This window comes from Streptomyces aurantiacus JA 4570 (genome assembly GCF_000414115.1).
GTDB lineage: Bacteria > Actinomycetota > Actinomycetes > Streptomycetales > Streptomycetaceae > Streptomyces > Streptomyces aurantiacus_A.
In genome coordinates, this window is sequence record NZ_AOPZ01000118.1 from 1 (window position 1) to 24,532 (window position 24,532).

At 71.6% G+C, this 24,532-nt stretch carries 18 protein-coding genes and 1 pseudogene; 14 read left to right on the plus strand and 5 right to left on the minus strand.

Translation table 11 applies throughout. The annotated features are described in order from the left end of the window. Positions 1 to 286 (plus strand): beta propeller repeat protein (locus STRAU_RS13985; RefSeq protein WP_037659309.1); only part of this gene is annotated, 286 nt, incomplete at its 5' end. Positions 287 to 353: 67 nt separating this feature from the next. On the opposite strand, the gene STRAU_RS13990 is transcribed toward STRAU_RS13985, so the two are convergent. Further along, a complete protein-coding gene (locus STRAU_RS13990) occupies positions 354 to 653 on the minus strand; it encodes a YciI family protein (RefSeq protein WP_016640965.1) in 300 nt (99 codons plus the stop codon). A gap of 10 nt (positions 654 to 663) precedes the next feature. Further along, positions 664 to 2,178 (minus strand): FAD-dependent monooxygenase, encoded by a 1,515-nt coding sequence (locus STRAU_RS13995; protein WP_016640966.1) that lies wholly within the window; start codon positions 2,176 to 2,178, stop codon positions 664 to 666. A gap of 207 nt (positions 2,179 to 2,385) precedes the next feature. On the opposite strand from STRAU_RS13995, the gene STRAU_RS14000 reads away from it, so the two are divergent. After that, positions 2,386 to 3,105: an endonuclease V gene (locus tag STRAU_RS14000; RefSeq protein ID WP_016640967.1), complete on the plus strand. Its 720-nt coding sequence runs from the start codon at positions 2,386 to 2,388 to the stop codon at positions 3,103 to 3,105. 6 nt (positions 3,106 to 3,111) lie between these two features. Here STRAU_RS14000 and STRAU_RS14005 read toward each other — a convergent pair whose 3' ends face one another. After that, a complete protein-coding gene (locus STRAU_RS14005) occupies positions 3,112 to 4,314 on the minus strand; it encodes a saccharopine dehydrogenase family protein (RefSeq protein ID WP_016640968.1) in 1,203 nt (400 codons plus the stop codon). Positions 4,315 to 4,421: 107 nt separating this feature from the next. Between STRAU_RS14005 and STRAU_RS14010 the strand changes: the two genes are divergently transcribed. The 6 genes from STRAU_RS14010 (at position 4,422) to STRAU_RS14035 (ending at position 12,061) form a co-directional block, all read left to right on the plus strand. Continuing rightward, a complete protein-coding gene (locus tag STRAU_RS14010) occupies positions 4,422 to 4,847 on the plus strand; it encodes an MmcQ/YjbR family DNA-binding protein (RefSeq protein WP_016640969.1) in 426 nt (141 codons plus the stop codon). A 138-nt stretch (positions 4,848 to 4,985) separates the two neighbouring features. Continuing rightward, a complete protein-coding gene (locus STRAU_RS14015) occupies positions 4,986 to 6,131 on the plus strand; it encodes a CaiB/BaiF CoA transferase family protein (protein ID WP_037659311.1) in 1,146 nt (381 codons plus the stop codon). Next, positions 6,131 to 7,156 carry an LLM class F420-dependent oxidoreductase gene (locus STRAU_RS14020; protein ID WP_016640971.1) on the plus strand — a complete coding sequence of 342 codons (1,026 nt, stop codon included), beginning with the start codon at positions 6,131 to 6,133 and terminating at the stop codon, positions 7,154 to 7,156. Before STRAU_RS14015 ends, STRAU_RS14020 begins: the two co-directional genes overlap by 1 nt. 73 nt (positions 7,157 to 7,229) lie before the next feature. Next, positions 7,230 to 8,372: an acyl-CoA dehydrogenase family protein gene (locus tag STRAU_RS14025; protein ID WP_016640972.1), complete on the plus strand. Its 1,143-nt coding sequence runs from the start codon at positions 7,230 to 7,232 to the stop codon at positions 8,370 to 8,372. A 77-nt stretch (positions 8,373 to 8,449) separates the two neighbouring features. Further along, positions 8,450 to 9,670 carry an acetyl-CoA C-acetyltransferase gene (locus tag STRAU_RS14030; RefSeq protein ID WP_016640973.1) on the plus strand — a complete coding sequence of 407 codons (1,221 nt, stop codon included), beginning with the start codon at positions 8,450 to 8,452 and terminating at the stop codon, positions 9,668 to 9,670. A 204-nt stretch (positions 9,671 to 9,874) separates the two neighbouring features. After that, positions 9,875 to 12,061: a 3-hydroxyacyl-CoA dehydrogenase NAD-binding domain-containing protein gene (locus tag STRAU_RS14035; protein ID WP_016640974.1), complete on the plus strand. Its 2,187-nt coding sequence runs from the start codon at positions 9,875 to 9,877 to the stop codon at positions 12,059 to 12,061. Positions 12,062 to 12,119: 58 nt separating this feature from the next. Here the strand turns inward: STRAU_RS14035 and STRAU_RS14040 are convergent, their stop codons facing one another. After that, positions 12,120 to 12,911 (minus strand): MerR family transcriptional regulator, encoded by a 792-nt coding sequence (locus tag STRAU_RS14040; protein ID WP_016640975.1) that lies wholly within the window; start codon positions 12,909 to 12,911, stop codon positions 12,120 to 12,122. Between the two features lie 147 nt (positions 12,912 to 13,058). Between STRAU_RS14040 and STRAU_RS14045 the strand changes: the two genes are divergently transcribed. From STRAU_RS14045 to STRAU_RS14055, 3 genes are all read left to right on the plus strand, one after another. Continuing rightward, positions 13,059 to 14,873, plus strand: a complete 1,815-nt coding sequence (locus STRAU_RS14045) for an AMP-dependent synthetase/ligase (RefSeq protein WP_016640976.1) — start codon at positions 13,059 to 13,061, stop codon at positions 14,871 to 14,873. A gap of 183 nt (positions 14,874 to 15,056) precedes the next feature. After that, positions 15,057 to 16,520, plus strand: a complete 1,464-nt coding sequence (locus tag STRAU_RS14050; RefSeq protein WP_016640977.1) for an amino acid permease — start codon at positions 15,057 to 15,059, stop codon at positions 16,518 to 16,520. Positions 16,521 to 16,659: 139 nt separating this feature from the next. Then, on the plus strand, positions 16,660 to 17,517 hold the full coding sequence (locus STRAU_RS14055; protein ID WP_016640979.1) for an oxygenase MpaB family protein: 858 nt from the start codon (positions 16,660 to 16,662) through the stop codon (positions 17,515 to 17,517). A 42-nt stretch (positions 17,518 to 17,559) separates the two neighbouring features. Here the strand turns inward: STRAU_RS14055 and STRAU_RS14060 are convergent, their stop codons facing one another. Further along, the gene (locus STRAU_RS14060; RefSeq protein WP_016640980.1) at positions 17,560 to 19,101 is read right to left on the minus strand and encodes a M1 family metallopeptidase; all 1,542 of its coding nucleotides are present in this window, start codon (positions 19,099 to 19,101) and stop codon (positions 17,560 to 17,562) included. Between the two features lie 230 nt (positions 19,102 to 19,331). Here STRAU_RS14060 and STRAU_RS14065 point away from each other — a divergent pair. The 3 genes and pseudogenes from STRAU_RS14065 (at position 19,332) to STRAU_RS14075 (ending at position 24,427) form a co-directional block, all read left to right on the plus strand. Next, positions 19,332 to 21,330, plus strand: a pseudogene (locus tag STRAU_RS14065) (Xaa-Pro dipeptidyl-peptidase). Then, positions 21,327 to 22,607 (plus strand): M14 family metallopeptidase, encoded by a 1,281-nt coding sequence (locus STRAU_RS14070; protein WP_016640983.1) that lies wholly within the window; start codon positions 21,327 to 21,329, stop codon positions 22,605 to 22,607. The pseudogene STRAU_RS14065 and the gene STRAU_RS14070 overlap by 4 nt, the downstream one beginning before the upstream one ends. Positions 22,608 to 22,687: 80 nt before the next feature. After that, positions 22,688 to 24,427 (plus strand): BCCT family transporter, encoded by a 1,740-nt coding sequence (locus STRAU_RS14075; protein ID WP_078621202.1) that lies wholly within the window; start codon positions 22,688 to 22,690, stop codon positions 24,425 to 24,427. Positions 24,428 to 24,532: the final 105 nt, after the last annotated feature.

Below are 24,532 nucleotides of genomic sequence, written 5' to 3' on the forward strand. Positions count from 1 at the left end.
GTCGCCGCGGGCGGCCGCGCTGAGCCGCGACGGCGGCCGCACCTGGGCAGCAGCCGCGCGCCCCGTCCCCGCCTACCGCTCGGGCGTCGCCTGGCTCCCGCACACCCGCCGCACGGCCCTCGCGGTCGGCCCCACGGGCACCGACCTCACGACGGACGGCGGCCGCACCTGGCGCACGGTGGACACCGGTTCGTACGACACCGTCGACTGCGCCCGCGACCTGGGCTGCTGGGCGGCGGGGGAGAAGGGGCGGGTGGCCCGCCTCGAACCGGGACAGCCGGGATAGCCCGGAAGGGCCGATCCCGGCCGCCGGTTCAAGGCGGCCGGGAACAGCCCTTCCGGGATCAGGCGGGTCAGGCGGGCAACTCCTGCCGGTACGGCGCCAGCTCGGCCGCCGTCTTCGTCGCGAGGAACTCCGTGATCCGGTACTCGCACACGCCCCCGACGGTGAACGGGTCGCTCGCCGCCAGCTGCTCGATCTCCGCACGGCTTTCGCCCACGGCGATGATCACGCCGCCGTCGCGCGGGTTCTTGCGCCCCGACGCGATGAACACGCCGGCCGCGTACTGCGCGTCCAGCCAGGCGACATGGTCGGCGAGAAGGGCGTCGACGCGGTCGACCGGGGCGGTGTAGGTCAGCTCCATCACAAACATGATCGTCAGGCTACTCCGGCACGGAGGACCGGACGTTCCCCGCACCGGCCGCACCCGCGCCGGCGGCGCCGAACCACCGGCCCAGCTCGCCCGCCAGCTCCGCCTGGTCCTCGCCGGCCCACGCCACGTGACCGTCCGGCCGCAGCAGCACCGCGGCCACGTCCAGATCCTCCAGCTCCCCTCCGCCGTCGACGACGTGGTCGACCCGGTCCTCCCAACCCGCCACGTCGAGGCGGCCGGTCCGGTCGAGCAGCAGCCCGCGGCCGCCGTGCATCAGCTCGTAGAGACGCCCCTGCTTGAGCTCCAGGTCCCGCAGCCGCAGCCCGAGCAATTCGTGTCCCTCGCCGAAGTCGTAGCGGACGTCGACGGCGGTGATCATCCCGGTCACGTACCGGTTCGCCTCCTCGATGTCCATCAGCCTCGAGAAGATCTCCCGCAGCGCGGTCGCCCCCGGGTCGGTCCCCAGGAGCGTGATCTGGGCGCGGGTGTTGTCGAGGACGCGGGCGCCCACCGGGTGCCGTTCGGCGTGGTAGGTGTCGAGGAGCCCCTCCGGCGCCCACCCGCCGACCGCGGCGGCCAGCTTCCAGCCGAGGTTGAACGCGTCCTGCACACCGAGGTTGAGCCCCTGCCCGCCGGTGGGCGGGTGGATGTGCGCCGCGTCCCCGGCAAGGAACACCCGGCCCACCCGGTAGCGCTCGGCCTGCCGGGTGGCGTCGCCGAACCGGGACAGCCAGCGCGGCGCGTGGGCGCCGAAGTCGGTGCCCGCGACCGCCCGCAGCCGCGCCCTGAACTCCTCGATGGTCGGCGCGGTCGCCCGGTCCTCGGCCACGCCGTCGGCGGGCACGACGATGCGGTACGCCCCGTCCGCCTGCCGGGCGGCGCCGAACCGCAGCTGGGTCTTGCGGACTTCCGCGACCACGGCGTCGATCGTCGCCGGATCCTCGGTCACCTCCATGTCGCCGAGCAGCGTCTCGACCGTGGCGGCCACGCCGGGGAAGTCGACCCCGACCAGCTTGCGCACCGCACTGCGGCCGCCGTCGCAGCCGACGAGATAGCGCGAGCGCAGCACCGTGCCGTCCGCCAGCTCGACGGTCACCCCGGCCTCGGGGCCGTCGGCGTCCTCGGCGTTCCCGACGCCCCCGGTCTGGCTCAGCCCGACCACTTCGCAGCCGCGTCTGATGTCCGCACCGAGTTCGAGGGCACGCTCATTGAGCAGCCGCTCGGTGACCGGCTGCGGGGCGGCGACACCGAACGGGTGCGCCGTGTCCAACTGGTCCGGCCACGGCTTCATGATGCCGCCGAAGAGGCCGCCCACCTGGAACTTCTCGCTGACCGCGAGGAACCGGTCCAGGATGCCGCGCTGGTCCATCACCTCGGCGCTGCGCACGTGCAGGCCCTGCCCGCGGGACTCCTTGGTCGGTTCGGTCAGCTTCTCCAGCACCACCACCCGCACATCGTGCAGCCGGAGTTCGGCGGCCAGCATCAAGCCGGTCGGCCCACCGCCGACGACGATCACGTCGATCATTACGAACCTCATCTATTTCCGCAGGTCATGGCTTAGGCCGATGATTCTGCGGCATGCCCGGGGCCTTGCCGCAAGCCCCCCTGTGCGCTATACCTTGAGCATGGCGGGGACGAGTTCCCCGCCTTTCTGGTGTCCTGGCCCGACGGCCTTCCGGCCCCGTGACCTTCCGGCGTCGCGAGCGAGCCCACCCTTTAGGCTCGGCACACCATGAACACGCCCCCCGTCACGATCCCTCCCCTGCCCGCCGACTGGCCCGCGGACGAGTCCGCGGCACGCGCCGTCCAGGACGCCCTGCGCGAGCGGGTCGTGCGCGACGAGCCGGGGCCGCCGCCGGGGACCGGTCATGTCACGGGAGTCGACGTGGCGTACGACGACGAGCGCGACGTGGTCGCCGCGGCGGTCGTGGTCCTGGACGGGGCGAGCCTCGACGTGGTGGAGGAGGCGACGGCGGTCGGCCGGGTCGCCTTCCCTTACGTTCCGGGCCTGTTGGCGTTCCGCGAGGTCCCGGCGGTCCTCGCGGCGCTGGGCGCCCTCAAGGCCGACCCGGGCCTGGTGGTGTGCGACGGGTACGGCATCGCGCACCCGCGCCGCTTCGGCCTCGCGAGCCACCTCGGCGTGCTCGCGGGCCTGCCCACGATCGGCGTCGCCAAGAACCCGTTCACGTTCTCGTACGAGGCGCCGGGCGCCGCGCGCGGCAGTGCGGCGCCGCTCCTCGACGGCGCGGAGGAGGTCGGCAGCGCGCTGCGGACACGGGAGGGCGTGAAGCCGGTGTTCGTCTCCGTGGGCCACCGCGTGACGCTCGCCGCCGCCCGCGCCCACACCCTCCACCTCACCCCGCGCTACCGCCTCCCGGAGACCACACGCAGGGCCGACGCGCTGTGCAGGTCGGCCCTGCGCGAGGCGACGGCGGACAGCCCCAGGGCGTGACCGGAGCTAGTCCGCGGACACGGATCGCGTCGCCGCCACCCGGAACCCGATCCCCGCCTCCATGAGCCGCCCGGTCAGCGCGTCGCCCATCGCCACGGCCGAGGTCACCTGGCCCGCGACGTCCGGCAGTTCGTCCAGGGCCAGGGACATCGCGGCCTCCGCGAGGATCTTCGCGGTCTCGCCGTATCCGGGGTCGCCGCCCCACACCTCGGTGAACACCCGCTGCCCGCCGCCCTCGCCGACGAAGCGCAGGGAGAACCAACTGGCCGCCCGCCGGGCCGCGTCGGGCCCGTCCCCGGGCTTCAGGAGCCCCGCAAGGCGGCGCCGTGCGGGCGGCACCTGCGCCACGGCGAACAGCGCGCCCACCGCGGCCACCCCGCCCAGGGCGACGGGCAGCGACTTCACGGCCGCGTAGTGGCGGTAGCGGAAGTCCGGACCGTAGCGGGGCAGCGCCCGCGCGGAACGCTGCACGACCTGCGGGTCGATGGTCGGCAGGGGCAGCGCCCAGGCGCCGACCTCACCCGCGTAGCGCGGGGCGGCCGGCGGGGCGTACGCCTTACGGTCCACGAGCCGCGGTTCGTGCCGCCGCCGGTCGCGGGCCGCGGTGAGCATCTGCCGGCCGCGCCCGAACTGCTGCAGCGCGGACGCGAACGTACCTCCGGAGAAACGGGCGTTGACGGTGACGAAGCCGTCGACGCGCAGCGGCACGCCCTCCGGCAGCTGCCGCACGGTGAAGTACGCGCCCAGGTCGTGCGGCACCGAGTCGAAGCCGCACGCGTGCACCAGGCGCGCGCCCGTCTCCCGCGCGCGGGCGTCGTGCCGCACGTACATGAGGTCCACGAACTCGGGCTCGCCGGTCAGGTCGGCGTAGTCCGTGCCGGCCTCCGCGCAGGCGGCCACCAGGTCCTGCCCGTAGGTGAGGTACGGGCCGACGGTCGTGGCCACGACGCGGGTCTTCGCGGCCATCTCGCGCAGCGAGGCGGGATCCGCGGCGTCCGCGTGCACGACGGGCAGCTCCGCGCAGCCCGGACGGTCCGCCGCGAGGCGCTCGCGCAGCCGCCGCAGCTTCCCCGCGTCGCGCCCGGCGATCGCCCACCGCAGGGTGTCGGGCGCGTGCGCGGAGAGGTACTCGGCGGTCAGCGCTCCCACGAAACTCGTAGCTCCGAAGAGCACGATGTCGTACGGACGGTCCTTGTCGTGACTGGTCATGGCACCTCTCAACCGTGTGTCCCGCGCCGTTGTCGGTGGCTGAGGCTAGCGTGTGGGACAGGGGGCGCCGACGTGAAGGGTGCCCATCAAGGTGCCGAGGAGGTGCCATGCCGGACGCCACGGACAAGCCAGGACCGAAGCCGAAGAAGCCCTCCAGGGCCGCGGTGGCCAAGTGGGAGCGGGTGCGGGCCTTCGCCCTCGATCTGCCCGGAGCCACCGAGGAGTTCCCCTGGGGCGAGTCGGTCGCCAAGATTCACAAGAAGGTGTTCGTCTTCCTGGGCGTTGCCGACGGCAGCTATCCGCTCGGCGTCACCGTCAAGCTCACGGACGAGGTGACGCACACGCACGCCCTGACCGCCCCCGGCGCCGAGCCCGCGGGGTACGGCCTGGGCAGGTCCGGCTGGGTCCGGATCCCCCTGGAGGAGAAGGGCGCGCCGAGCGCGGAGCTGCTGTGCGACTGGGTGGAGGAGAGCTACCGGACGATCGCGCCGAAGAAGCGCGTCGCCGAGCTGGACGACACCAGATCCGGCTGACCGGCGGCAGATCCGGCCATCCGGCGGCAGATCTGGCTAAGCGCTTGCTCGTCAGGGGCTTGTGCGGAGTGGAACGCGTTCTTAGCATCATTGGCATCACTGGTGTTACATCGGTTGTGTCACAGCGCTGGGGGCTCAATGGCAGTGCCGGACAAGGGCGTTCACGGGCCGCTGGCCGGGGTGCGCGTGGTCGAGCTGGCGGGCATCGGGCCCGGCCCGTTCGCCGCCATGCTGCTCGCCGACCTCGGCGCGGACGTCGTGCGCGTCGACCGCCCCGGCGCGCCGGGCCTCGCGATCGACCCGGCGTACGACATCACCAACCGCAACAAGCGCAGCGTCGTCGTCGACCTCAAGGCGCCCGAGGGCGTGGAGCGGGTCCTCGCCCTGGTCGAGCGCGCCGACGTGCTGGTCGAGGGCTATCGCCCGGGGGTCGCCGAGCGACTCGGCGTCGGCCCCGAGGTCTGCCACGCCCGCAACCCGAAGCTGGTCTACGGCCGGATGACCGGCTGGGGCCAGGACGGTCCGCTCGCGCAGCGCGCCGGGCACGACATCGCGTACATCGCCCTCACCGGCACGCTCGGCATGATCGGCGAGCCGGGGGAACCGCCCACCGTTCCGGTGAACCTCCTCGGGGACTACGCGGGCGGCTCGCTGTACCTGGCCGTCGGTGTCCTCGCCGCCCTGCACCACGCGCGCGCCACCGGCACCGGCCAGGTCGTGGACGCCGCCATCGTGGACGGCGCCGCGCATCTGGCCTCGATGATCCACGGCATGATGGCGGCGGGCGGCTGGCAGGACCGCAGGGGCGCGAACCTCCTCGACGGCGGCTGCCCGTTCTACGGCACCTATGAGACGGCGGACGGGCAGTACATGGCCGTCGGCGCCCTTGAGCAGCAGTTCTACGACGAGTTCATCGAGCTCATCGGGCTGCGCGAGATCGCCCCGGCCCGCAAGGACCTCGCCCGCTGGGGGGAGCTGCGCCAGGCCGTCGCCGCCCGCTTCAAGACGCGTACCCGCGCGGAGTGGACGGCCCTCTTCGACGGCTCCGACGCCTGCGTGGCCCCCGTCCTGTCGCTGCGCGAGGCCCCGCACCACCCGCACCTCGCCGCCCGCGGCACGTTCACCGACCACAGCGGCATCACCCAGCCCGCCCCGGCGCCGCGCTTCTCCGCGACGCCCGTCTCCGTGCGCACCGGCCCCGCGCAGCCGGGCGCCGACACCGCGGACGTGGCCCGCGACTGGGACGTGGCGGCCCTGCTCGACCCCACCCAGGAAGGCGCCTGATGGAGATCTCCACCCCGCTCGCCTACGCGGGCGACCCGCGCGAAGGCGCCGACGCCGTCGCGGCCCTGGAACGGGCGGGCCTCGACGCCGTCTGGGTCGCGGAGGCATACGGCTTCGACTCGCCCACGATCATGGGCTATCTGGCCGCCCGCACCGAGCGCGTGCGGATCGGCGCCGGGATCCTCAACGTCTACTCGCGCACCCCCGCCCTCATCGCCCAGACCGCGGCGGGGCTCGACGCCATCTCCGGCGGCCGCGCGATCATGGGCCTGGGCGCCTCCGGGCCGCAGGTCGTCGAGGGCTGGCACGGCAAGGCGTACGACAAGCCGCTCGGCCGCACCCGCGAGGCGATCGAGCTGACCCGCCGCATCCTGCGCCGCGAGGTCATCGACCACCACGGCATCACGGACATGCCGCTGCCCCCGGAGAAGGGCGGAACGCTCGGCAAGCCCCTGAAGATCCTCACCAGGCCCGTGCGCGCCGAAGTCCCTCTGTACGTCGCCTCCCTGGGGCCCGCGAACGTGACGATGACGGCCGAGATCGCCGACGGCTGGCTGCCCACCCTCTTCATCCCGGAGAAGGCGCACGAGGTGTGGGGCGCGCCCCTCGCCGAGGGCCGCGCCCGGCGCGATCCGGCGCTCGGCCCGCTCCAGGTCGTCGCGGGCGGACTGCTCGCCATCGGCGACGACGCGGCGTCCGCCCGCGACCTCGCGCGGCCCCAGATCGCCCTCTACGTGGGCGGCATGGGCGCCGTGGGCAAGAACTTCTACAACGACCTGGCGGTCGCGTACGGCTACGAGAAGGAGGCCGCGCGCATCCAGGAGCTGTACCTCGCGGGCCGCAAGAAGGAGGCCGAGGCCGCCGTGCCGGACGAGTTCTGCGAGCTGATGTCGCTGTGCGGCCCGGCGGGTTACGTACGCGAGCGGGTCGAGGTGTTCCGCGCCGCGGGCGTCACGATGCTCAACGTGATCCCGGTCGGACCCGAACCGGCCAGGCTCATCGAAACCGTCAAGGGCTGGCTCTAGGGCGCCGACCCGTCGGACACACCCTGGGCCGTGGAGGCCACCCCCACAGATGAGCCGAGGAGGCCACCTACCGATGAAACGGCAGATCTTCGCCGCCGAGCACGACGCGTTCCGCGAGACCGTCCGCACCTTCCTCGCCAAGGAGGTGCTTCCGCACTACGAACAGTGGGAGCAGGACGGCGTCGTCTCCCGTGAGGCGTGGCTCGCGGCCGGACGGCAGGGCCTGCTCGGGCTCGCCGTGCCCGAGGAGTACGGAGGCGGCGGGAACACCGACTTCCGCTACGCCGCCGTGCTCGCTGAGGAGTTCACGCGCGCGGGCGCCGCGGGCCTGGCCGTCGGCCTGCACAACGACATCATCGGGCCCTATCTGACGGGCCTCGGCACCGAGGAGCAGAAGCGCCGCTGGCTGCCCGGCTTCTGCTCCGGCGAGACCGTCACGGCGATCGCCATGACCGAGCCGGGCGCGGGCTCCGACCTCCAGGGCATCCGCACCACGGCCGAGGACAAGGGCGACCACTGGCTGCTCAACGGCTCCAAGACGTTCATCTCGAACGGCATCCTCGCGGACCTCGTCATCGTCGTCGCCAAGACGACTCCGGAGGGCGGCGCGCACGGCCTCTCCCTCCTGGTCGTCGAGCGTGGCACGGCGGGCTTCGAGCGCGGCCGCAACCTCGACAAGATCGGCCAGAAGGCCCAGGACACCGCCGAGCTGTTCTTCAACGACGTGCGCGTGCCCAAGGAGAACCTGCTCGGCGAGCTCGACGGCGCGTTCGTGCACCTGATGACGAACCTCGCGCAGGAGCGCATGGGCATCGCCGTCGCCGGGATCGCCGCCGCCGAGTATCTCCTCGAGATCACCACGGCGTACGTCAAGGAGCGTGAGGCGTTCGGGCGCCCCCTGGCCAAGCTCCAGCACATCCGGTTCGAGATCGCGGAGATGGCCACCGAGTGCGCGGTCACCCGCACGTTCCTCGACCGGTGCATCGTCGATCACTCGAACGGGGAACTCGACGCGGTCCACGCGTCGATGGCCAAGTGGTGGGCCACCGAGCTGCAGAAGCGCGTCGCCGACCGCTGTCTGCAACTGCACGGCGGCTACGGCTACATGACCGAGTACCGCGTGGCCAAGGCGTTCACCGACGGCCGCATCCAGACCATCTACGGCGGCACCACCGAGATCATGAAGGAGATCATCGGCCGTTCCCTCCTCGGCTGACCCCTCCCGTCTCCACCCGCATCACCCGCACCACCCCTCCGGCCACATCCCTCATATCCCCTCGAAAGGCTTGACGCGTGACCACCGAAGCGTACGTATACGACGCGATCCGCACCCCGCGCGGACGCGGCAAGGCGAATGGTGCCCTGCACGGCACCAAGCCGATCGACCTCGTCGTCGGGCTGATCCACGAGATCCAGGCCCGCTTCCCCGGCCTCGACCCGGCCGCCATCGACGACATCGTGCTCGGTGTGGTCGGTCCCGTCGGCGACCAGGGCTCCGACATCGCGCGGATCGCCGCCATCGCCGCGGGGCTCCCCGACACGGTCGCCGGCGTCCAGGAGAACCGCTTCTGTGCCTCGGGCCTGGAGGCGGTCAACCTCGCGGCGATGAAGGTCCGTTCGGGCTGGGAGGACCTGGTGCTCGCGGGCGGCGTCGAGTCGATGTCGCGGGTGCCGATGGCCTCCGACGGCGGCGCCTGGTTCGCCGACCCCATGACCAACTGGGACACGAACTTCGCGCCGCAGGGCATCGGCGCCGATCTGATCGCCACCATCGAGGGCTTCAGCCGGCGCGACGTCGACGAGTACGCCGCCCTCTCCCAGGAGCGGGCCGCCGCGGCCTGGAAGGAAGGCCGCTTCGAGAAGTCCGTCGTACCGGTCAAGGACCGCAGCGGTCTGGTCGTCCTCGACCACGACGAGCACATGCGCCCCGGCACCACCGCCGACTCGCTCGCCAAGCTGAAGCCGTCCTTCAAGGACATCGGCGACATGGGCGGCTTCGACGCGGTCGCGCTGCAGAAGTACCACTGGGTCGAGGAGATCGACCACGTCCACCACGCGGGCAACTCCTCGGGCATCGTCGACGGCGCCTCGCTGGTCGCCATCGGCACCAAGGAGGTCGGCGAGCGGCACGGGCTCACCCCGCGTGCCCGCGTCGTCTCCGCGGCCGTGTCCGGCTCCGAGCCGCTGATCATGCTCACCGGTCCGGCGCCCGCCACCCGCAAGGCGCTCGCCAAGGCCGGCCTGACCATCGACGACATCGACCTCGTCGAGATCAACGAGGCCTTCGCGGCCGTCGTCCTGCGCTTCGTCAAGGACATGGGCCTGTCCCTGGACAAGGTCAACGTCAACGGCGGCGCGATTGCCCTTGGGCACCCGCTGGGCGCGACGGGCGCGATGATCCTCGGCACGCTCGTCGACGAACTCGAGCGCAGGGACCTCCGGTACGGGCTGGCCACGCTGTGCGTGGGCGGCGGCATGGGCATCGCCACGATCGTGGAACGGGTCTCCGGCTAAGCGCCGGTGGGGCTGTTGTCCGTCGCCGACCGCGGGTGCGTTGTGGCTGGTCGCGCAGTTCCCCGCACCCCTGAAGGCATGCGGCTTCGCCGCAGCCTTCCGCGGGGAGCTGCGCGACCAGCCCCCACCGGCGGTCAGACGGCCACGACACTCCAGCTGCCCTCCCCAGATTCCGCCTGCCACAGACTTCACGGAGACACCGACATGACCGAAAGCACCACCATCCGCTGGGAACAGGACGACACCGGCGTCGTCACCCTCGTCCTCGATGACCCCAATCAGTCCGCGAACACCATGAACCAGGCGTTCAAGGACTCCATCGCCGCGATCGCCGACCGCGCCGAGGCCGCCGTCCAGGCGGACAAGGACGCGATCCGCGGCTTCATCTACACCTCCGCGAAGAAGACCTTCTTCGCGGGCGGCGACCTCAAGGAGATGATCCAGGTCGGCCCCGAGAACGCCCGGCAGGCGTTCGAGGCGGGCACGGGCATCAAGAACTCGCTGCGCCGCATCGAGACCCTCGGCAAGCCCGTGGTCGCCGCCATCAACGGCGCGGCGCTCGGCGGCGGTTACGAGATCGCGCTCGCCAGCCACCACCGCGTCGCGCTCGACGCGCCCGGCTCCAAGATCGGCCTGCCCGAGGTCACCCTGGGCCTGCTCCCCGCGGGCGGCGGCGTCACCCGCACCGTACGCCTCATGGGCATCGCCGACGCGCTCCTGAAGGTGCTGCTCCAGGGCACCCAGTACACCCCGCGGCGCGCACTGGAGAACGGCCTCGTGCACGAGGTGGTGGCGACCGAGGAGGAGATGCTGGCCAAGGCCCGCGCCTTCATCGACGCCCACCCCGAGTCGCAGCAGCCCTGGGACGTGCCCGGCTACCGCATCCCGGGCGGCACCCCGGCGAACCCGAAGTTCGCCGCGAACCTGCCCGCGTTCCCCGCGAACCTGAAGAAGCAGCTCGCCGGCGCCCCCTACCCGGCGCCGCGCAACATCCTCGCGGCCGCCGTCGAGGGCTCACAGGTCGACTTCGAGACGGCCCAGACCATCGAGGCCCGGTACTTCACCGAGCTGGTCACCGGCCAGGTCTCGAAGAACATGATCCAGGCGTTCTTCTTCGACCTCCAGGCCGTCAACTCCGGCGCCAACCGCCCCAAGGGCGTCGAGCCGAAGACGGTGCGCAAGGTCGCCGTGCTCGGCGCCGGGATGATGGGGGCGGGCATCGCCTACTCCTGCGCCCGCGCGGGCATCGAGGTCGTCCTGAAGGACGTGTCCGCCGAGGCCGCGCAGAAGGGCAAGGGCTACTCCGAGAAGCTGTGCGCCAAGGCGGTCTCCCGGGGCCGTACGACGCAGGAGAAGGCGGACGCGCTGCTCGCCCTCATCACGCCGACCGCCGTCCCCGCGGACCTCGCGGGCTGCGACGCCGTGATCGAGGCGGTCTTCGAGGACCCGGCCCTGAAGCACAAGGTGTTCCAGGAGATCCAGGACGTCGTCGAGCCGGACGCGCTGCTGTGCTCCAACACCTCCACGCTGCCCATCACCGCGCTCGCCGAGGGCGTGTCCCGGCCGGTCGACTTCATCGGCCTGCACTTCTTCTCGCCCGTCGACAAGATGCCCCTCGTGGAGATCATCAAGGGCGAGCGCACCGGCGATGAGGCGCTGGCCCGCGCCTTCGACCTCGTACGCCAGATCAACAAGACGCCGATCGTCGTCAACGACTCGCGCGGCTTCTTCACCTCGCGCGTCATCGGGCACTTCATCAACGAGGGCGTCGCGATGGTCGGCGAGGGCGTCGAGCCCGCGTCGGTCGAGCAGGCGGCCGCCCAGGCCGGCTACCCCGCCAAGGTCCTGTCCCTCATGGACGAGCTGACCCTCACGCTGCCCCGCAAGATCCGCGCCGAGACCAAGCGGGCCGTCGAAGAGGCGGGCGGCACCTGGCCCGGACACCCCGCCGAGACCGTCATCGACCGCATGATCGACGAGTTCGGCCGCACCGGCCGCAGCGGCGGCGCGGGCTTCTACGAGTACGGCGAGGACGGCAAGCGCGGCCGGCTGTGGCCGGGGCTGCGGGAACACTTCGCGAAGCCCGGCCACGAGATCCCGTTCCGGGACATGCAGGAGCGGATGCTGTTCTCCGAAGCGCTCGACACGGTGCGGCTGTTGGAGGAGGGCGTCCTGACGTCGGTCGCCGACGCCAACATCGGCTCCATCTTCGGCATCGGGTTCCCGGGCTGGACGGGTGGCGTCCTGCAGTACATCAACGGGTACGAAGGAGGGCTGCCCGGGTTCGTGGCCCGCGCGCGTGAGCTCGCCGAGCGTTACGGCGAGCGGTTCACGCCGCCCGCACTGCTCGTGGAGAAGGCGGACCAGGGCGAGAAGTTCAGCGACAGCTGACGCCGACGCATGTGCCGGGCGCGCGCGATCGGAAGCACGCCCGGCACGGGGGAGTGGCTCAGGAATCCTTGAGCCACACCCGCAGCTCCTCCTTCAGCGACCGCTGGAACGCCGTCACCAGGGCCTGCACCACCAGCGGCTGCATATGGGCCGACAGGGAGCGCATCGCGGCGACGTGCGCCGGGTCCGACTCCCGCTCGCGGTAGGGACCCCACACCTCGTCCCGGAAGAGCCGGGACAGCTCGTGCGCGGCCGAGCGCGTGTGCTCCATCAGGACCGTGCGCGCGGCCAGGATCGTCTCGTGCGCGATCGGTACGCCGAGCAACTGCACGCCGAGGCGCAGCAGTCCGGTGTCCACGCGGTACCGGTCGTCCGCCTCCGGGTGGTGGTCCTGCGTCTCCGGGGCGCGGTCCTCCGGCTCCGCGTACGCGATCACGCCCATGGCCGCGAGACGGTCCAGGTCCGCGCCCGACAGCGCCCGCCCCGCCCGCCGCTCCAGCTCCGCGCGGGACATGTCCTCCGCACCCTCCGGCGCCCACGAGGCCACCACCGCACGGTGAATGGCCAGGTCGTGCGCGCTCAGTCCGGGCGGCAGCTGCTCCAGATACCGCTCGATCGCGGCGAGCGTCATGCCCTGGTGCTGCAACTCCTCGATGAGGGCGAGCCGGGACAGATGCTCCTGGCCGTAGTGGCCCACGCGGCGCGGGCCGATCACCGGCGGCGGCAGCAGGCCCTTGGTGCTGTAGAAGCGGATCGTGCGGACCGTGACGCCCGCGCGCGCGGCCAGCTCGTCGACCGTGAACGTCGAGTCGTCGTCCGTGTCCGCCGACCGCTCCATGTCCGTCGTCATGGCTCCGCGTCACCTCCCCGGCTGTGCAGCACCTGCGGTGCAACAGTGCGGTGCAACAGTATTGCTGTGCCACCACTGTTGTGAAAGTCTCCGGCCCAGTCACCCCATGTAGCCGAAGGCGAACCGACGGTGCCAGGAGGCGGTTTCATGACCACGATCCTGCGACTTCCCGCAGACCCGGGCGACATCACCTTCCCCGCCCTGCTGCTCCGCAACGCCGAGGACCATCCCGAACTGCCCGCGCTCTCCTGGCGCGAGGGCACCGGCTGGACCACGCTCACCTGGGCCGAGGCGCGCCGCAAGACCGCCGTCCTCGCCGCCGGGTACGCGGCGCTCGGCGTGCGCCGCGGCGAGCACGTCCTGATGATGATGGGCAACACCCCCGAGCACTGGCTGAGCGACCTCGCCCTGACGCACCTGGGCGCCGTCCCCGTCACCGTCTACGGCAGCTCCGCGCCCGGGCAGATCGCGCACATCGTCCGGCACAGCCGCGCCCGCTTCGCGATCGTCGAGGGAGCACGGGAGGTCCCGCGCTGGGAGCCCCTCCTGGACGACGCGACGGCGCCCCTGGAACGCCTGGTCGTCGTCGACCCGGCCGCCGCGGGACCGCACCGCACGTACGGCTCGCTGCACGCCGCCGGCGCCCGCCTCTTCGACCCCGACGCCTTCGACAAGGCGTGGCGCGAGACCCGGGCCACGGACCCGCTGACCGTCGTCTACACCTCGGGCACCACCGGCGAGCCCAAGGGCGTGCGCATGTCCCACCGCACGGTGGTGGGCAACGGCATGGCCCTGGACAGCGTCATCGAATTCCCCCAGCACGTGGGCCACATCTCCTACCTGCCGTTCGCGCACATCGCCGAGCGCATGCTGGGGATCTATCTGCCGCTGCTGCGCGCCTCGCACGTCTACCTGTGCGCCGAACCGACCCAAGTGGCCGCCACCGCACGCGAGTTGCACCCCCGCCAGTTCTTCGGCGTGCCGCGCGTGTGGGAGAAGCTCGCCGCCGCCGTGAAGGCGGCGCTCGCCGGGCTGCCCGAGGAGCGGCGGCGCGCCGTCGAGGCCGCGAACGAGACGGCCCGCGCGCACGTCGACTGCCGCGAACGCGGCGAGGAGCCGTCCGCCGAGCTGGAGGCGGCGTACCGCGCGGCCAAGGAGGAGGTCCTCGACCCGCTGCTGGCGCTCGCCGGGTTCGACCAGCTGCTGTGGACGGCGAGCGCGGCGGCGCCGATGCCGGTGGACGTGGCCCGGTTCTGGGCGGGCTTCGGCCTGGTGGTCATGGACGCGTGGGGGCTGACCGAGACGACGGGCGTCGTCACCACCAACGGTCCCGGCGCCTTCCGGGTCGGCTCCGTGGGCAGGCCGCTGCGGGGCATGGAGGTACGCGTCGCCGACGACGGCGAGATCCTGGTGCGCGGCCCCTTCGTGAGCGACGGCTATGTGCGGGCCGACGGCGGCGTCGACGACCTGCGGGACGCCGACGGCTGGTTCGCGACGGGCGACATCGGGCGGCTCGACGCCGACGGATATCTGTGGATCACCGACCGCAAGAAAGAGATCATCGTGACGTCCACGGGCAAGAACGTGGCGCCCGCGCTCGTCGAGAACGCCCTCAAGGAGCACCCGCTGATCGGCCAGGCCCTGGTCCACGGCGACGGCCGCTCCTACCTGGTGGCGCTGCTCGTCCTGGACCCGGAGCTGGCGCCCGCCTGGGCCGCCGCGCACGGCGTCGACACCGACGGCGCCGACCTGACGGACCACCCCGCCGTGCGGGACGAGATCGCCCGCGCCGTCGAGGCGGCCAACGCGCGCCTCAACCGCACCGAGCAGATCAAGAAGTACCGGCTGCTCGCCCAGGAGTGGAGCCCGGAGACCGGGGAGCTGACGCCGTCCATGAAGCTGCGCCGCAGGGTCATCAGAGACAAGTACGCGGATGTGATCGACGGCCTGTACACCGCGTGACGCGGGCCTGTACAGACGGCGCCCAGCATGTGAGAAGTGCCGCTATGTGATCTGTGCCACCGCATCCGGAGGGGCCTCTGGGGGAAGGTGTCGCGTTGGTTCGCCCACGTCAGGGGTGTGGCGGGCCCGCAGCACATCCGGACCCCGGAACCTCTTCCGGGCACCACAGAGTGGATCTTCCACGTGAGCAACGACGCCGTAGACACGGCCGCGGACGCCCGCACTGCGTCCCAGGCCGCCCCCGCGGACGCGGGCGACGCCGGTTACAGCAAGGACCTCAAGGGCCGCCACGTCAACATGATCGCGATCGGTGGCGCGATCGGTACGGGGCTCTTCCTCGGGGCGGGCGGCCGCCTCCACTCGGCGGGCCCCGCGCTGGCCGTCGCGTACCTCGTGTGCGGCATCATCGCCTTCTTCGTGGTCCGTGCCCTCGGCGAGATGGTCCTCTACCGGCCCTCGTCCGGCTCCTTCGTGAGCTACGCCCGTGAGTTCCTGGGCGAGAAGGGCGCCTACGTCGCCGGCTGGATGTACTTCCTCAACTGGTCGACGACGTGCATCGCCGACATCACGGCCATCGCGCTCTACACGCACTACTGGAGCTTCTTCACGGACATCCCGCAGTGGCTGCTGGCGCTCGCCGCGCTCGCGGTGGTCCTCGCCGTGAACCTGATCTCGGTGAAGTGGTTCGGCGAGATGGAGTTCTGGTTCGCGATCATCAAGGTCGCGGCGCTGGTCGCCTTCATGTTCATCGGCATCTTCCTCGTCTCCACCCAGCACAAGGTGGGCGGCGAGACGCCCGGCATGAACATGATCACCGACCACGGCGGCTTCCTGCCGAACGGCCTGATGCCGGTCGTGATCGTCCTCCAGGGCGTCGTCTTCGCGTACGCGTCCCTGGAGCTGGTCGGTGTCGCCGCGGGTGAGACCAAGGACCCGCAGAAGGTCGTCCCGCGCGCGGTGAACTCGATCATGTGGCGTGTGGGCGTGTTCTACGTCGGCTCGGTCGTGCTGCTCGCGCTGCTGCTGCCCGGATCGGTCTACTCGGCCGACGAGAGCCCCTTCGTCACCGTGCTCTCCAAGATCGGCGTCTCGGGCGCCGGTGACGTGATGAACTTCGTCGTCCTCACCGCCGCCATGTCCTCGCTGAACTCCGGCCTGTACTCCACCGGCCGCATCCTGCGCTCCATGGCGATGGCGGGCTCGGCGCCGAAGTTCACGGCGAAGATGAACCGCAACCAGGTGCCCTACGGCGGCATCCTGCTCACCGCCTCCGTGGGTGTGCTCGGTGTCGCCCTGAACCGCGTGGTGCCCGACCAGGCGTTCGAGATCGTCCTGAACGTGGCGTCGCTCGGCATCATCGGTACCTGGATCAGCATCATGGTGTGCCACCTCGCCTTCGTCCGCCGGGCCAAGGAAGGCCACCTGACCAGGCCGAACTTCCGCCTGCCCGGCAGCGGGGTCACGCAGTACGTCACGATCGCCTTCCTGCTGGCCGTGCTCGGCCTGATGTGGAAGGACGCCGAGGTGGGCCGCAAGACGCTCTTCCTCATCCCGATCGTGGCGGCCGGACTCGTCGTCGGCTGGTACGCGATCCGCCGCAAGGCCGACCGCGAGACCGAGCGCGAGGCCGCGGAGCTCGGCAAGTAGCGCGGGCCCCGCGCGGCGGTGGCCGCCGCGCGGGGAGGTGACAGCGGGCGGCGTCCTTCGGGGCGCCGCCCGCCGCTGTGTCCGCGCGCTGCTCCTGAGGGCCGGGTACACGGCGGGCATACCGTCGCATACTGGGGATGTGCCTGATGCCGCGCCCGGCCCCGAGCCGCCCCCGCCCGACGGGATCCTGTGGGAGATCGCCGGTGAGTACCGCGTGCTCCTCGCGCTGCCCGCGGCGATGACCCTCCAGGTCGCGCATCCGGCGGTCGGGGCGGGCGTCGACGAGCACTCGGTGTTCCGCACCGATCCGTGGGGGCGCGCCGAGCGGTCGCTGCGGTCCCTGCTGCTGTGGGTGTACGGGGGAGAGGCCGCCGCCGAGGAGGGGCGCAGGCTGCGTGCGCTGCACCGCGACATCCGGGGCACGGACACGCGCGGGCGGCCCTATCACGCGCTCACGCCCGCGAACTACGCCTGGGTGCACGCCACCGGGTTCCCCGTCTACCGGCACGCCCAGGCGTATCTGGGGCGGCCGTTCACGCCCGCGCAGGAGCGGCAGCTGTACGCGGAGTGGCTCCAGGTGGGACGGGTGCTCGGGCTCCGCGACCGGGACATGCCGCAGTCCCTGGAGGAGTTCTGGCCGTACTACCGGCGCATGCTGGCCGAGGAACTCCAGCCGACGGAGGTCGTACGTGACCTCGTCGCCGTCGACCGGCGGGTGCCGCCGCCCGACCGCGGGCCGCGGGCCCTGCGGGCCGTCCTGCGGGCGCTGTGGCCCGTGCTGTGGCCCGCCCTGGCCCGGTTCCGGCGCTTCCTCACCGTGGGCCTCATGCCGGCCGACGCCCGCGCCGCCATCGGCCTGGAGTGGACGCCCGCGCAGGAACGCCGCCTGCGCCGCTTCGGCCGCGTGGTCCGCCGGGTGGCTCCCCGCCTCCCCGAACGCCTCCGCTACGCCCCGCCCGCCCACCGCGCCCGGCGGGCCCGCCCACCCACCCGCTGAACGGGTGGGTGGGGGATCCCGCCCCAGGGGCGGTGATTGCCGTCAGTGGCCGTCGGCCTTCCCGGCCCCGTGCTGGTGCTCGTCCTCGTGGTCGTGCAGCGAGTTCGTCGCGGCGATCTTCTTCCAGGACTTCGGCTTCGCCGGAGCCTCCGCGCCCGCGGACCGGGCGACCCCGGCGTCGCGCGCGGCGGGGGCACCGGGCTTGCCGGTCTGGTAGAGCCAGGTGTCGAAGAGGGCGGAGAGCGGCTTGCCGCTGACCTTCTCGGCGTAGGTCACGAAGTCCCGCACCGTGGCGTTGCCGTACGCGCGCTCCTTCGGCCAGCCCTTCAGGATCCGGAAGAACGCCTTGTCGCCGATCTCGTTGCGCAGCGCCTGCAGGGCCAGCGCGCCGCGGTCGTACACGGCGATGTGGAACTGGTTGTCCGGCCCCGGGTCACCGGGCTTGACCTGCCAGAACGGGGAGTCCGCCGCGTTGTTCGCGTACACGTAGTCGGCGAGCTCCTGGGCCGTGCCCTCGCCCTCCTTCTCGGACCACAGCCACTGGCTGTAGCGGGCGAAGCCCTCGTTGACCCAGATGTCCTTCCAGCCGTCCACGGAGACGCTGTCGCCGTACCACTGGTGGGCCAGCTCGTGCACGACGATGGAGACGTTGGAGCCGTTCGCGAACGCCTTCGGGCCGTAGAACGGCCGCGTCTGGGTCTCCAGGGCGTAGCTGGCGGGGACGTTCGGGACATAACCGCCGAGCGCGTTGAAGGGGTACTTGCCGAACACCTCCTCCAGCCACTCCGCGACCTCGGTGGTCCGCTCGATGCTCGCGCGCGCGGCGCCCGCGTTGTCGCCGAGGTCCTTGCTGTAGGCGTTGAGGACGGGCAGCCCGTTCTCGGTCTTGTCCGTCGTGATGTCGAACTTGCCGACGGCCAGCGTCGCGAGATACGTGGCCTGCGGCTTGTTGGACCGCCAGTTGAAGCGCGTCCAGCCGAGCTTGGAGGACTGCGACTGGAGCACGCCGTTGGAGATGGCCTGGGTGCCGTCGGGCACGGACACCGACACGTCGTACGTCGCCTTGTCGCGCGGGTGGTCGTTGCCCGGGAACCACCAGGCCGACGACTCCGGCTCCTGCGCGGCCACGCCGCCGTCGGGGGTGCGCTGCCACGCGGTGAAGCCGTGGATCTTCACCTCGGACGGCTTGCCCGCGTACCGCACGACGACCGACAGCGAACTGCCCTTGGGCAGGCCCGTCTTCGGCGTCACCTCCAGCTCCTGCTCGCCCGACCTGGCGAACGCCGCCTTCTTGCCGTTCACCCGGACCTCGCTGACCTTCAGGCCGAAGTCCAGGTTGAAGCGTGACAGGTCCTGCGTGGCGGTGGCCTGGATCGTGGCCGTGCCCTCCAACAGGTCCGTCTTCGGCTGGTACTTCAGCCGCAGGTCGTAGTGCGAGACGTCGTAGCCGCCGTTGCCCGCGTCGGGGTAGTAGGGGTCGCCGGCGCCGGGAGCCCCGGGCAAGAAGTCGGCGGCCGATGCCGGGATCGCCAGCAGGACGAGCGAAGCCGCGAGCGCGCCCGGGGCGATGAGTCTGCGGTGCACGGGATTCTCCAAGTCATCAAGTCAACGTCGTCAAGTCGACGACCAGTGCGGGGGGTTGAATCGCACGATGCGGTCGACCCTATTGAGCACCGTCGTCCCTGGCCATGTCCATGGCCGCATATGACACACGATCGCCATTCGGCCGACATGTGCGAACACGCCCCATGGACCTTTCCCGGGTGCCTACGGCCCTCTTTCCGGCGGCTGTTGACGCGTGTACCTTCCGCGCCATGCCGATACGCGCGCGACGCACGCGCCTGACGACCACGACATGGAGAACTCTCCTGGCTGCGGCCCTGGCCGCCCTGCTCGCCACCCTCCTGTCCCCGGGCGGCGCCGCGCACTCCGCGCCACGCACCCCGGCCGCCCAGGAGACGGCGAGCCGGGCCGAGGAGAGCAGACCCGTCTACTCCTACGCGGACGCGATACGCGAGTCCGTGTGGGTCGACATCCGGATCGACGGCGACGCGGACCTCCGACCGTGTCGCCGTCGACATCGTCCGCCCCCGAGAACCCGCCCAACAGGGCCGGAAAATACCCGTGATCATGGACGCCAGCCCGTACTACTCCTGCTGCGGGCGCGGCAACGAGAGCCAGAAGAAGACGTACGACGCCGACGGCAACCCCGTGCGGTTCCCGCTCTACTACGACAACTACTTCGTGCCGCGCGGCTACGCCTTCGTCGCCGTCGACCTCGCGGGCACCAACCGCTCCGCCGGCTGCGTCGACGTGGGCGGGCGCTCCGACGTCAAGTCCGCCAAGGCCGTCGTCGACTGGCTGAACGGCCGCGCCCGCGGCTACACCTCGCGCACCGGCGACAAACGCGCCGACGCCGGCTGGACCAACGGCCGCACCGGCATGATCGGCAAGAGCTACGACGGCACCGTCGCCAACGGCGTCGCCGCGACCGGCGTCGAGGGCCTGGAGACGATCGTGCCGATCGGCGCCATCTCGTCCTGGTACGACTACTACTTCGCCAAGGGCGCCCCGCTGTTCAACAGCGGCCCCGACGGCCTGTCCAACGGCGTGATGAGCCCCGACGCCCGCGCCCGCTGCGGCCACGTACAGCAGAAACTGGTCGACGGCGCGCCCCGCACCGGCGACTGGACCCCGCTGTGGACCGAGCGCGACCACGTCCCCGACGCCCGCAAGGTCAAGGCCAGCGTCTTCGTGGTGCACGGCCTCCAGGACCTGAACGTGCGCACCAAGCACTTCGGGCAGTGGTGGGACGCGCTGGCCGACGCGGGCGTGCAGCGGAAGATCTGGCTGAGCCAGGCCGGACACGTCGACCCGTTCGACTTCCGCCGCGCCGACTGGGTACGCACCCTGCACCGCTGGTTCGACCACGAACTCCTCGGCCACCGCAACGGCATCGACCGCGAGCCGATGGCCGACATCGAGCGCGCCCCCGACCGCTGGACCACCGACCGCACCTGGCCGCCGCGCGGCACACACACCACGGCGCTGCGTCCCGCCAAGGGCGTCGCACCCGGTGTCGGCACCCTCGGCAAGCGCCCCGGCGAGGGCACCGAGACGTTCACCGACGACCGGCGGCTCGGCGAGGCCGACTGGGCCGCGACCATCGATACGTCCACGCCCGCCAAGGCCGGGTTCACCACCAAACCGCTCACCCGCGACCTGCGGGTCTCCGGCTCCTCGCGGGTGACCGTCACGGTGACGCCGACGACCCGCACGGCCCACCTGAGCGCGGTCCTCGTCGACCTCGGCCCCGACACCATCCGCGACTACACCCACGACGACGAGGGCATCAACACCCTCCCCGACCGCTCCTGCTGGGGCGCGAGCACGGCCGGCGACAGCTCCTGCTTCAAGAACACCGTGGCCAGGACCGCCGACGTCGACTACACCATCTTCAGCCGCGGCTGGGCCGACCTCGGCAACCACGCCTCCGCCCACCACGGACGGCCGCTGACCCCCGGAAAGCCGTACACCATCACGCTCGACCTCGCCGCGAGCGACCACGTCGTACCGAAGGGCCACCGCCTCGCGCTGATCGTCGGCGGCACCGACCGCCACCTCATCGTGCCCCCGGCCGACACCCCGAGCCTCACCGTCGACCTCGCCCGCACCGTCGCGCGCGTCCCGCTGGTCGGCGGCGCCAAGGCCCTCACCACCACCCCGCACGCCACCGCACCGCGTGAGTCCCGGCTCGACGGTGTCGCACCCCCGCGTCCGATCGTCCCCCTTCCTGGAGGCCGTACTTCATGAGATCCCGCATCCGCGCCCTGGCCCTGACCGCGGCCTGTGCCGCCCTCGCCGCGCCGCTGCTCACAGCACCCGCGCAGGCGTCCCCGGCGCCACCGCGCACCGGCTTCGAGGAGAGCGACGGGGCGCGCTGGACCAGCCAACCCGAGGAACAGCGGCTCCTGCGGACCATCGACAAGGCCACCGACCGGGTGTCCGTGTCCCGCATCGGCACCACCAAGCAGAACCGGCCGGTACAGCTCGTACGCGTCGGGGAGCGCCGCACCGCGAGCACGGTGCTCCTCGTGTGCAGCCAGCACGGTGACGAGCCGTCGGGCCGCGACGCCTGCCTGAGCACCATCCGCGACCTGGCGTACGCCAAGGACAAGAAGACCAAGCGGTTCCTGTCCCGCACCACGCTCCTCTTCGTGCCCACCGCCAACCCCGACGGACGCGCCGCGAACACCCGCGGCAACTCCGAAGGCGTCGACATCAACCGCGACCACATCGCCCTCAAGACGGTAGAGGGCCGAGCGATGGCCGCCGTCATCCGCGACCACAAGCCCGACGCCATCTACGACCTGCACGAGTACGGCGCCACACCCAAGTACTACGACAAGGACCTCTTCGACCTCTGGCCGCGCAACCTGAACACGTACGGCGCGGTCCACAAGGAGGCCAGGGCCCTCTCGCTCGACTACGTCCGGCCCGCCGCGGAAGCCGACGGCCACACCACGGGCACGTACGGCATCTGGACCGACCCCGTCACCGGGGAGCCCGTCAAACAGGTCGCGGGCGACGGCCAGGAACGCATCCTGCGCAACGCCTCCGGCCTCAAGCACGCCGCCGGGCTGCTCATAGAGAGCCGCGTCGACCCCCTGACGGACGCCGAGAAGAACGACGAGGCCCTCAACAACAGGCGCCGCGTGCACTCCCAACTCTCCGCGCTCGGCGGCCTGTTCTCGTACGCCGACGAGCACCGGTGGCGCCTGGAGGCGGCGAGCACCGCCTCCCGTCTCGCCGGCCTGCGCGACCGGGGACCCGTCTACCTGGGCGGCGCCGACAACGACCCCGCGGAACCCGCCGAAATCATCGAGGACCCGGCGTGCGGCTACCGGCTGACACCTCAACAGTTCGCCGACGTCAAGGATGAACTCGGCCTCCACGGCGTTACCGTGAAGCGGGACGACGGGGGAGTGCTCGTGCCGTTGCGGCAGCCCGCACGTGCGCTCGTACCGCTGCTCCTGGACGAACGCGCGCCCTATCACCTCGTCACGGGACAGCCCGACACCGACTGTTGAGCATCGGAGCGCACGTCACATGTGGTAGGGGGTAGCGGAGAAACACCACGACGATCAAACACTCCGCGAAAGGTGCACTTGTGACCCAGGAATCCCAGAAATCGGACGCCGGAGGAGGCCCGCCGCTCTCGGTGGGCCCCTCCGCCGGCCGGGGCGCTCAGACGGACCGGGTGGTGTTCGGCGTCACCGCCGTGCTCACCCTGGCCTTCGTGGTCTGGGGCGCCACCGCGACGGACAGCCTCGAAGACGTCTCGTCGGACATGCTCGAAGGTCTGATCCACAACGGTGGCTGGTTCTTCATGCTGGCCGCCTCCGGCTTCGTCGTCTTCGCCCTGTGGCTGGCCGTCAGCCGGTACGGCAAGATCACGCTCGGCCAGGAGGGCGAGGAGCCCGAGTTCCGCACCGTGTCCTGGGTCGCGATGATGTTCAGCGCCGGCATGGGCATCGGTTTGATGTTCTACGGCGTGTACGAGCCGGTCGCGCACTTCACCACGCCGCCGCCGGGCACCGACCCCGCGGACAAGGCCGCCGCCATGGAGACGTCCATGGCGACGACCCTCTTCCACTGGACGCTGCACCCGTGGGCGATCTACGCGGTCGTGGGCCTCGCCATCGCCTACAGCACGTTCCGGCGCCGCCGGCGGCAGACCATCAGCTCCGTCTTCGTCCCGCTCATCGGCGAGAAGCGCGCGCACGGAGCGTGGGGCCGGGGGATCGACATCCTCGCCATCTTCGCCACGCTCTTCGGCTCCGCCGCCTCGCTGGGCCTCGGTGCGCTGCAGATCGGCGCCGGCTTCGAGGAGCTGGACTGGCTGGACAAGGCCGGCACCGGACTGCTCGTCTCCATCATCGCCGTGCTGACCGTGGCGTTCGTGGCGTCCGCCGTCTCCGGCGTGGAGAAGGGCATCCAGTGGCTGTCGAACATCAACATGGTGCTCGCGCTGCTCCTGGTCGTCTTCGTGTTCATCGCGGGCCCGACGGTCATCATCCTCGATCTGCTGCCCACCTCGGTCGGCGCGTACTTCAACGACCTGCCGCAGCTCATCGGTCGTACGGAGGCGTCCAGCGGTGCGGGCGTCGCGGACTGGCTGAGTGGCTGGACGGTGTTCTACTGGGCGTGGTGGATCTCCTGGACGCCCTTCGTCGGCATGTTCATCGCGCGCATCAGCCGCGGGCGCACCATCCGGCAGTTCGTCGGCGGCGTGATCCTGGTGCCCAGCACCGTCAGTCTGGTCTGGTTCGCGGTCTTCGGCGGCAGCGCCATAAAGGTCAAGGAGGGCGGCGGCCTCAAGGGTGACACCACCCAGGAGGCGCAGCTGTTCGGTCTGCTGAACGAGTACCCGATCGCGACGATCACCAGCCTGCTCGTGATGATCCTCGTCGGCATCTTCTTCGTGTCCGGCGCGGACGCCGCGTCCATCGTCATGGGCTCGCTCTCCCAGAAGGGCACGCTCGAACCCGGACGACTGGTCGTGATCTTCTGGGGCGTGGTCACGGGCGCGGTCGCCGCGATCATGCTGCTCATCGGTGACGGGAAGGAGAACGCCCTCCAGGGCTTGCAGAATCTGACGATCCTGGTGGCGGCGCCCTTCACCTTGGTGATGATCGGCATGTGTGTGGCGCTGATGCGGGACCTGCGCCACGACCCGCTGATCGTGCGCGGCGAACACGGCACGGAGGCCGTCGAGAAGGCCGTCATCGCCGGTCACGAGCAGTACGGCGCGGGCGAGTTCGAGCTCCAGATCGGCCCGGTCGAGAACGGCGAGCCGGGCACGGAGGCGGACACGGGCGCCGAGCCGCGCCCCGACCCGGCCCGCTGAGGTCCGGTACCGGCCACGGCCCGCGTGCCCTGGCCGGTACTCCGGCCGCCCGGCACCGGGCGGCCCCGCGTCAGGCGGCGGCCGGCTCCTCCACGAGCCGCGCCG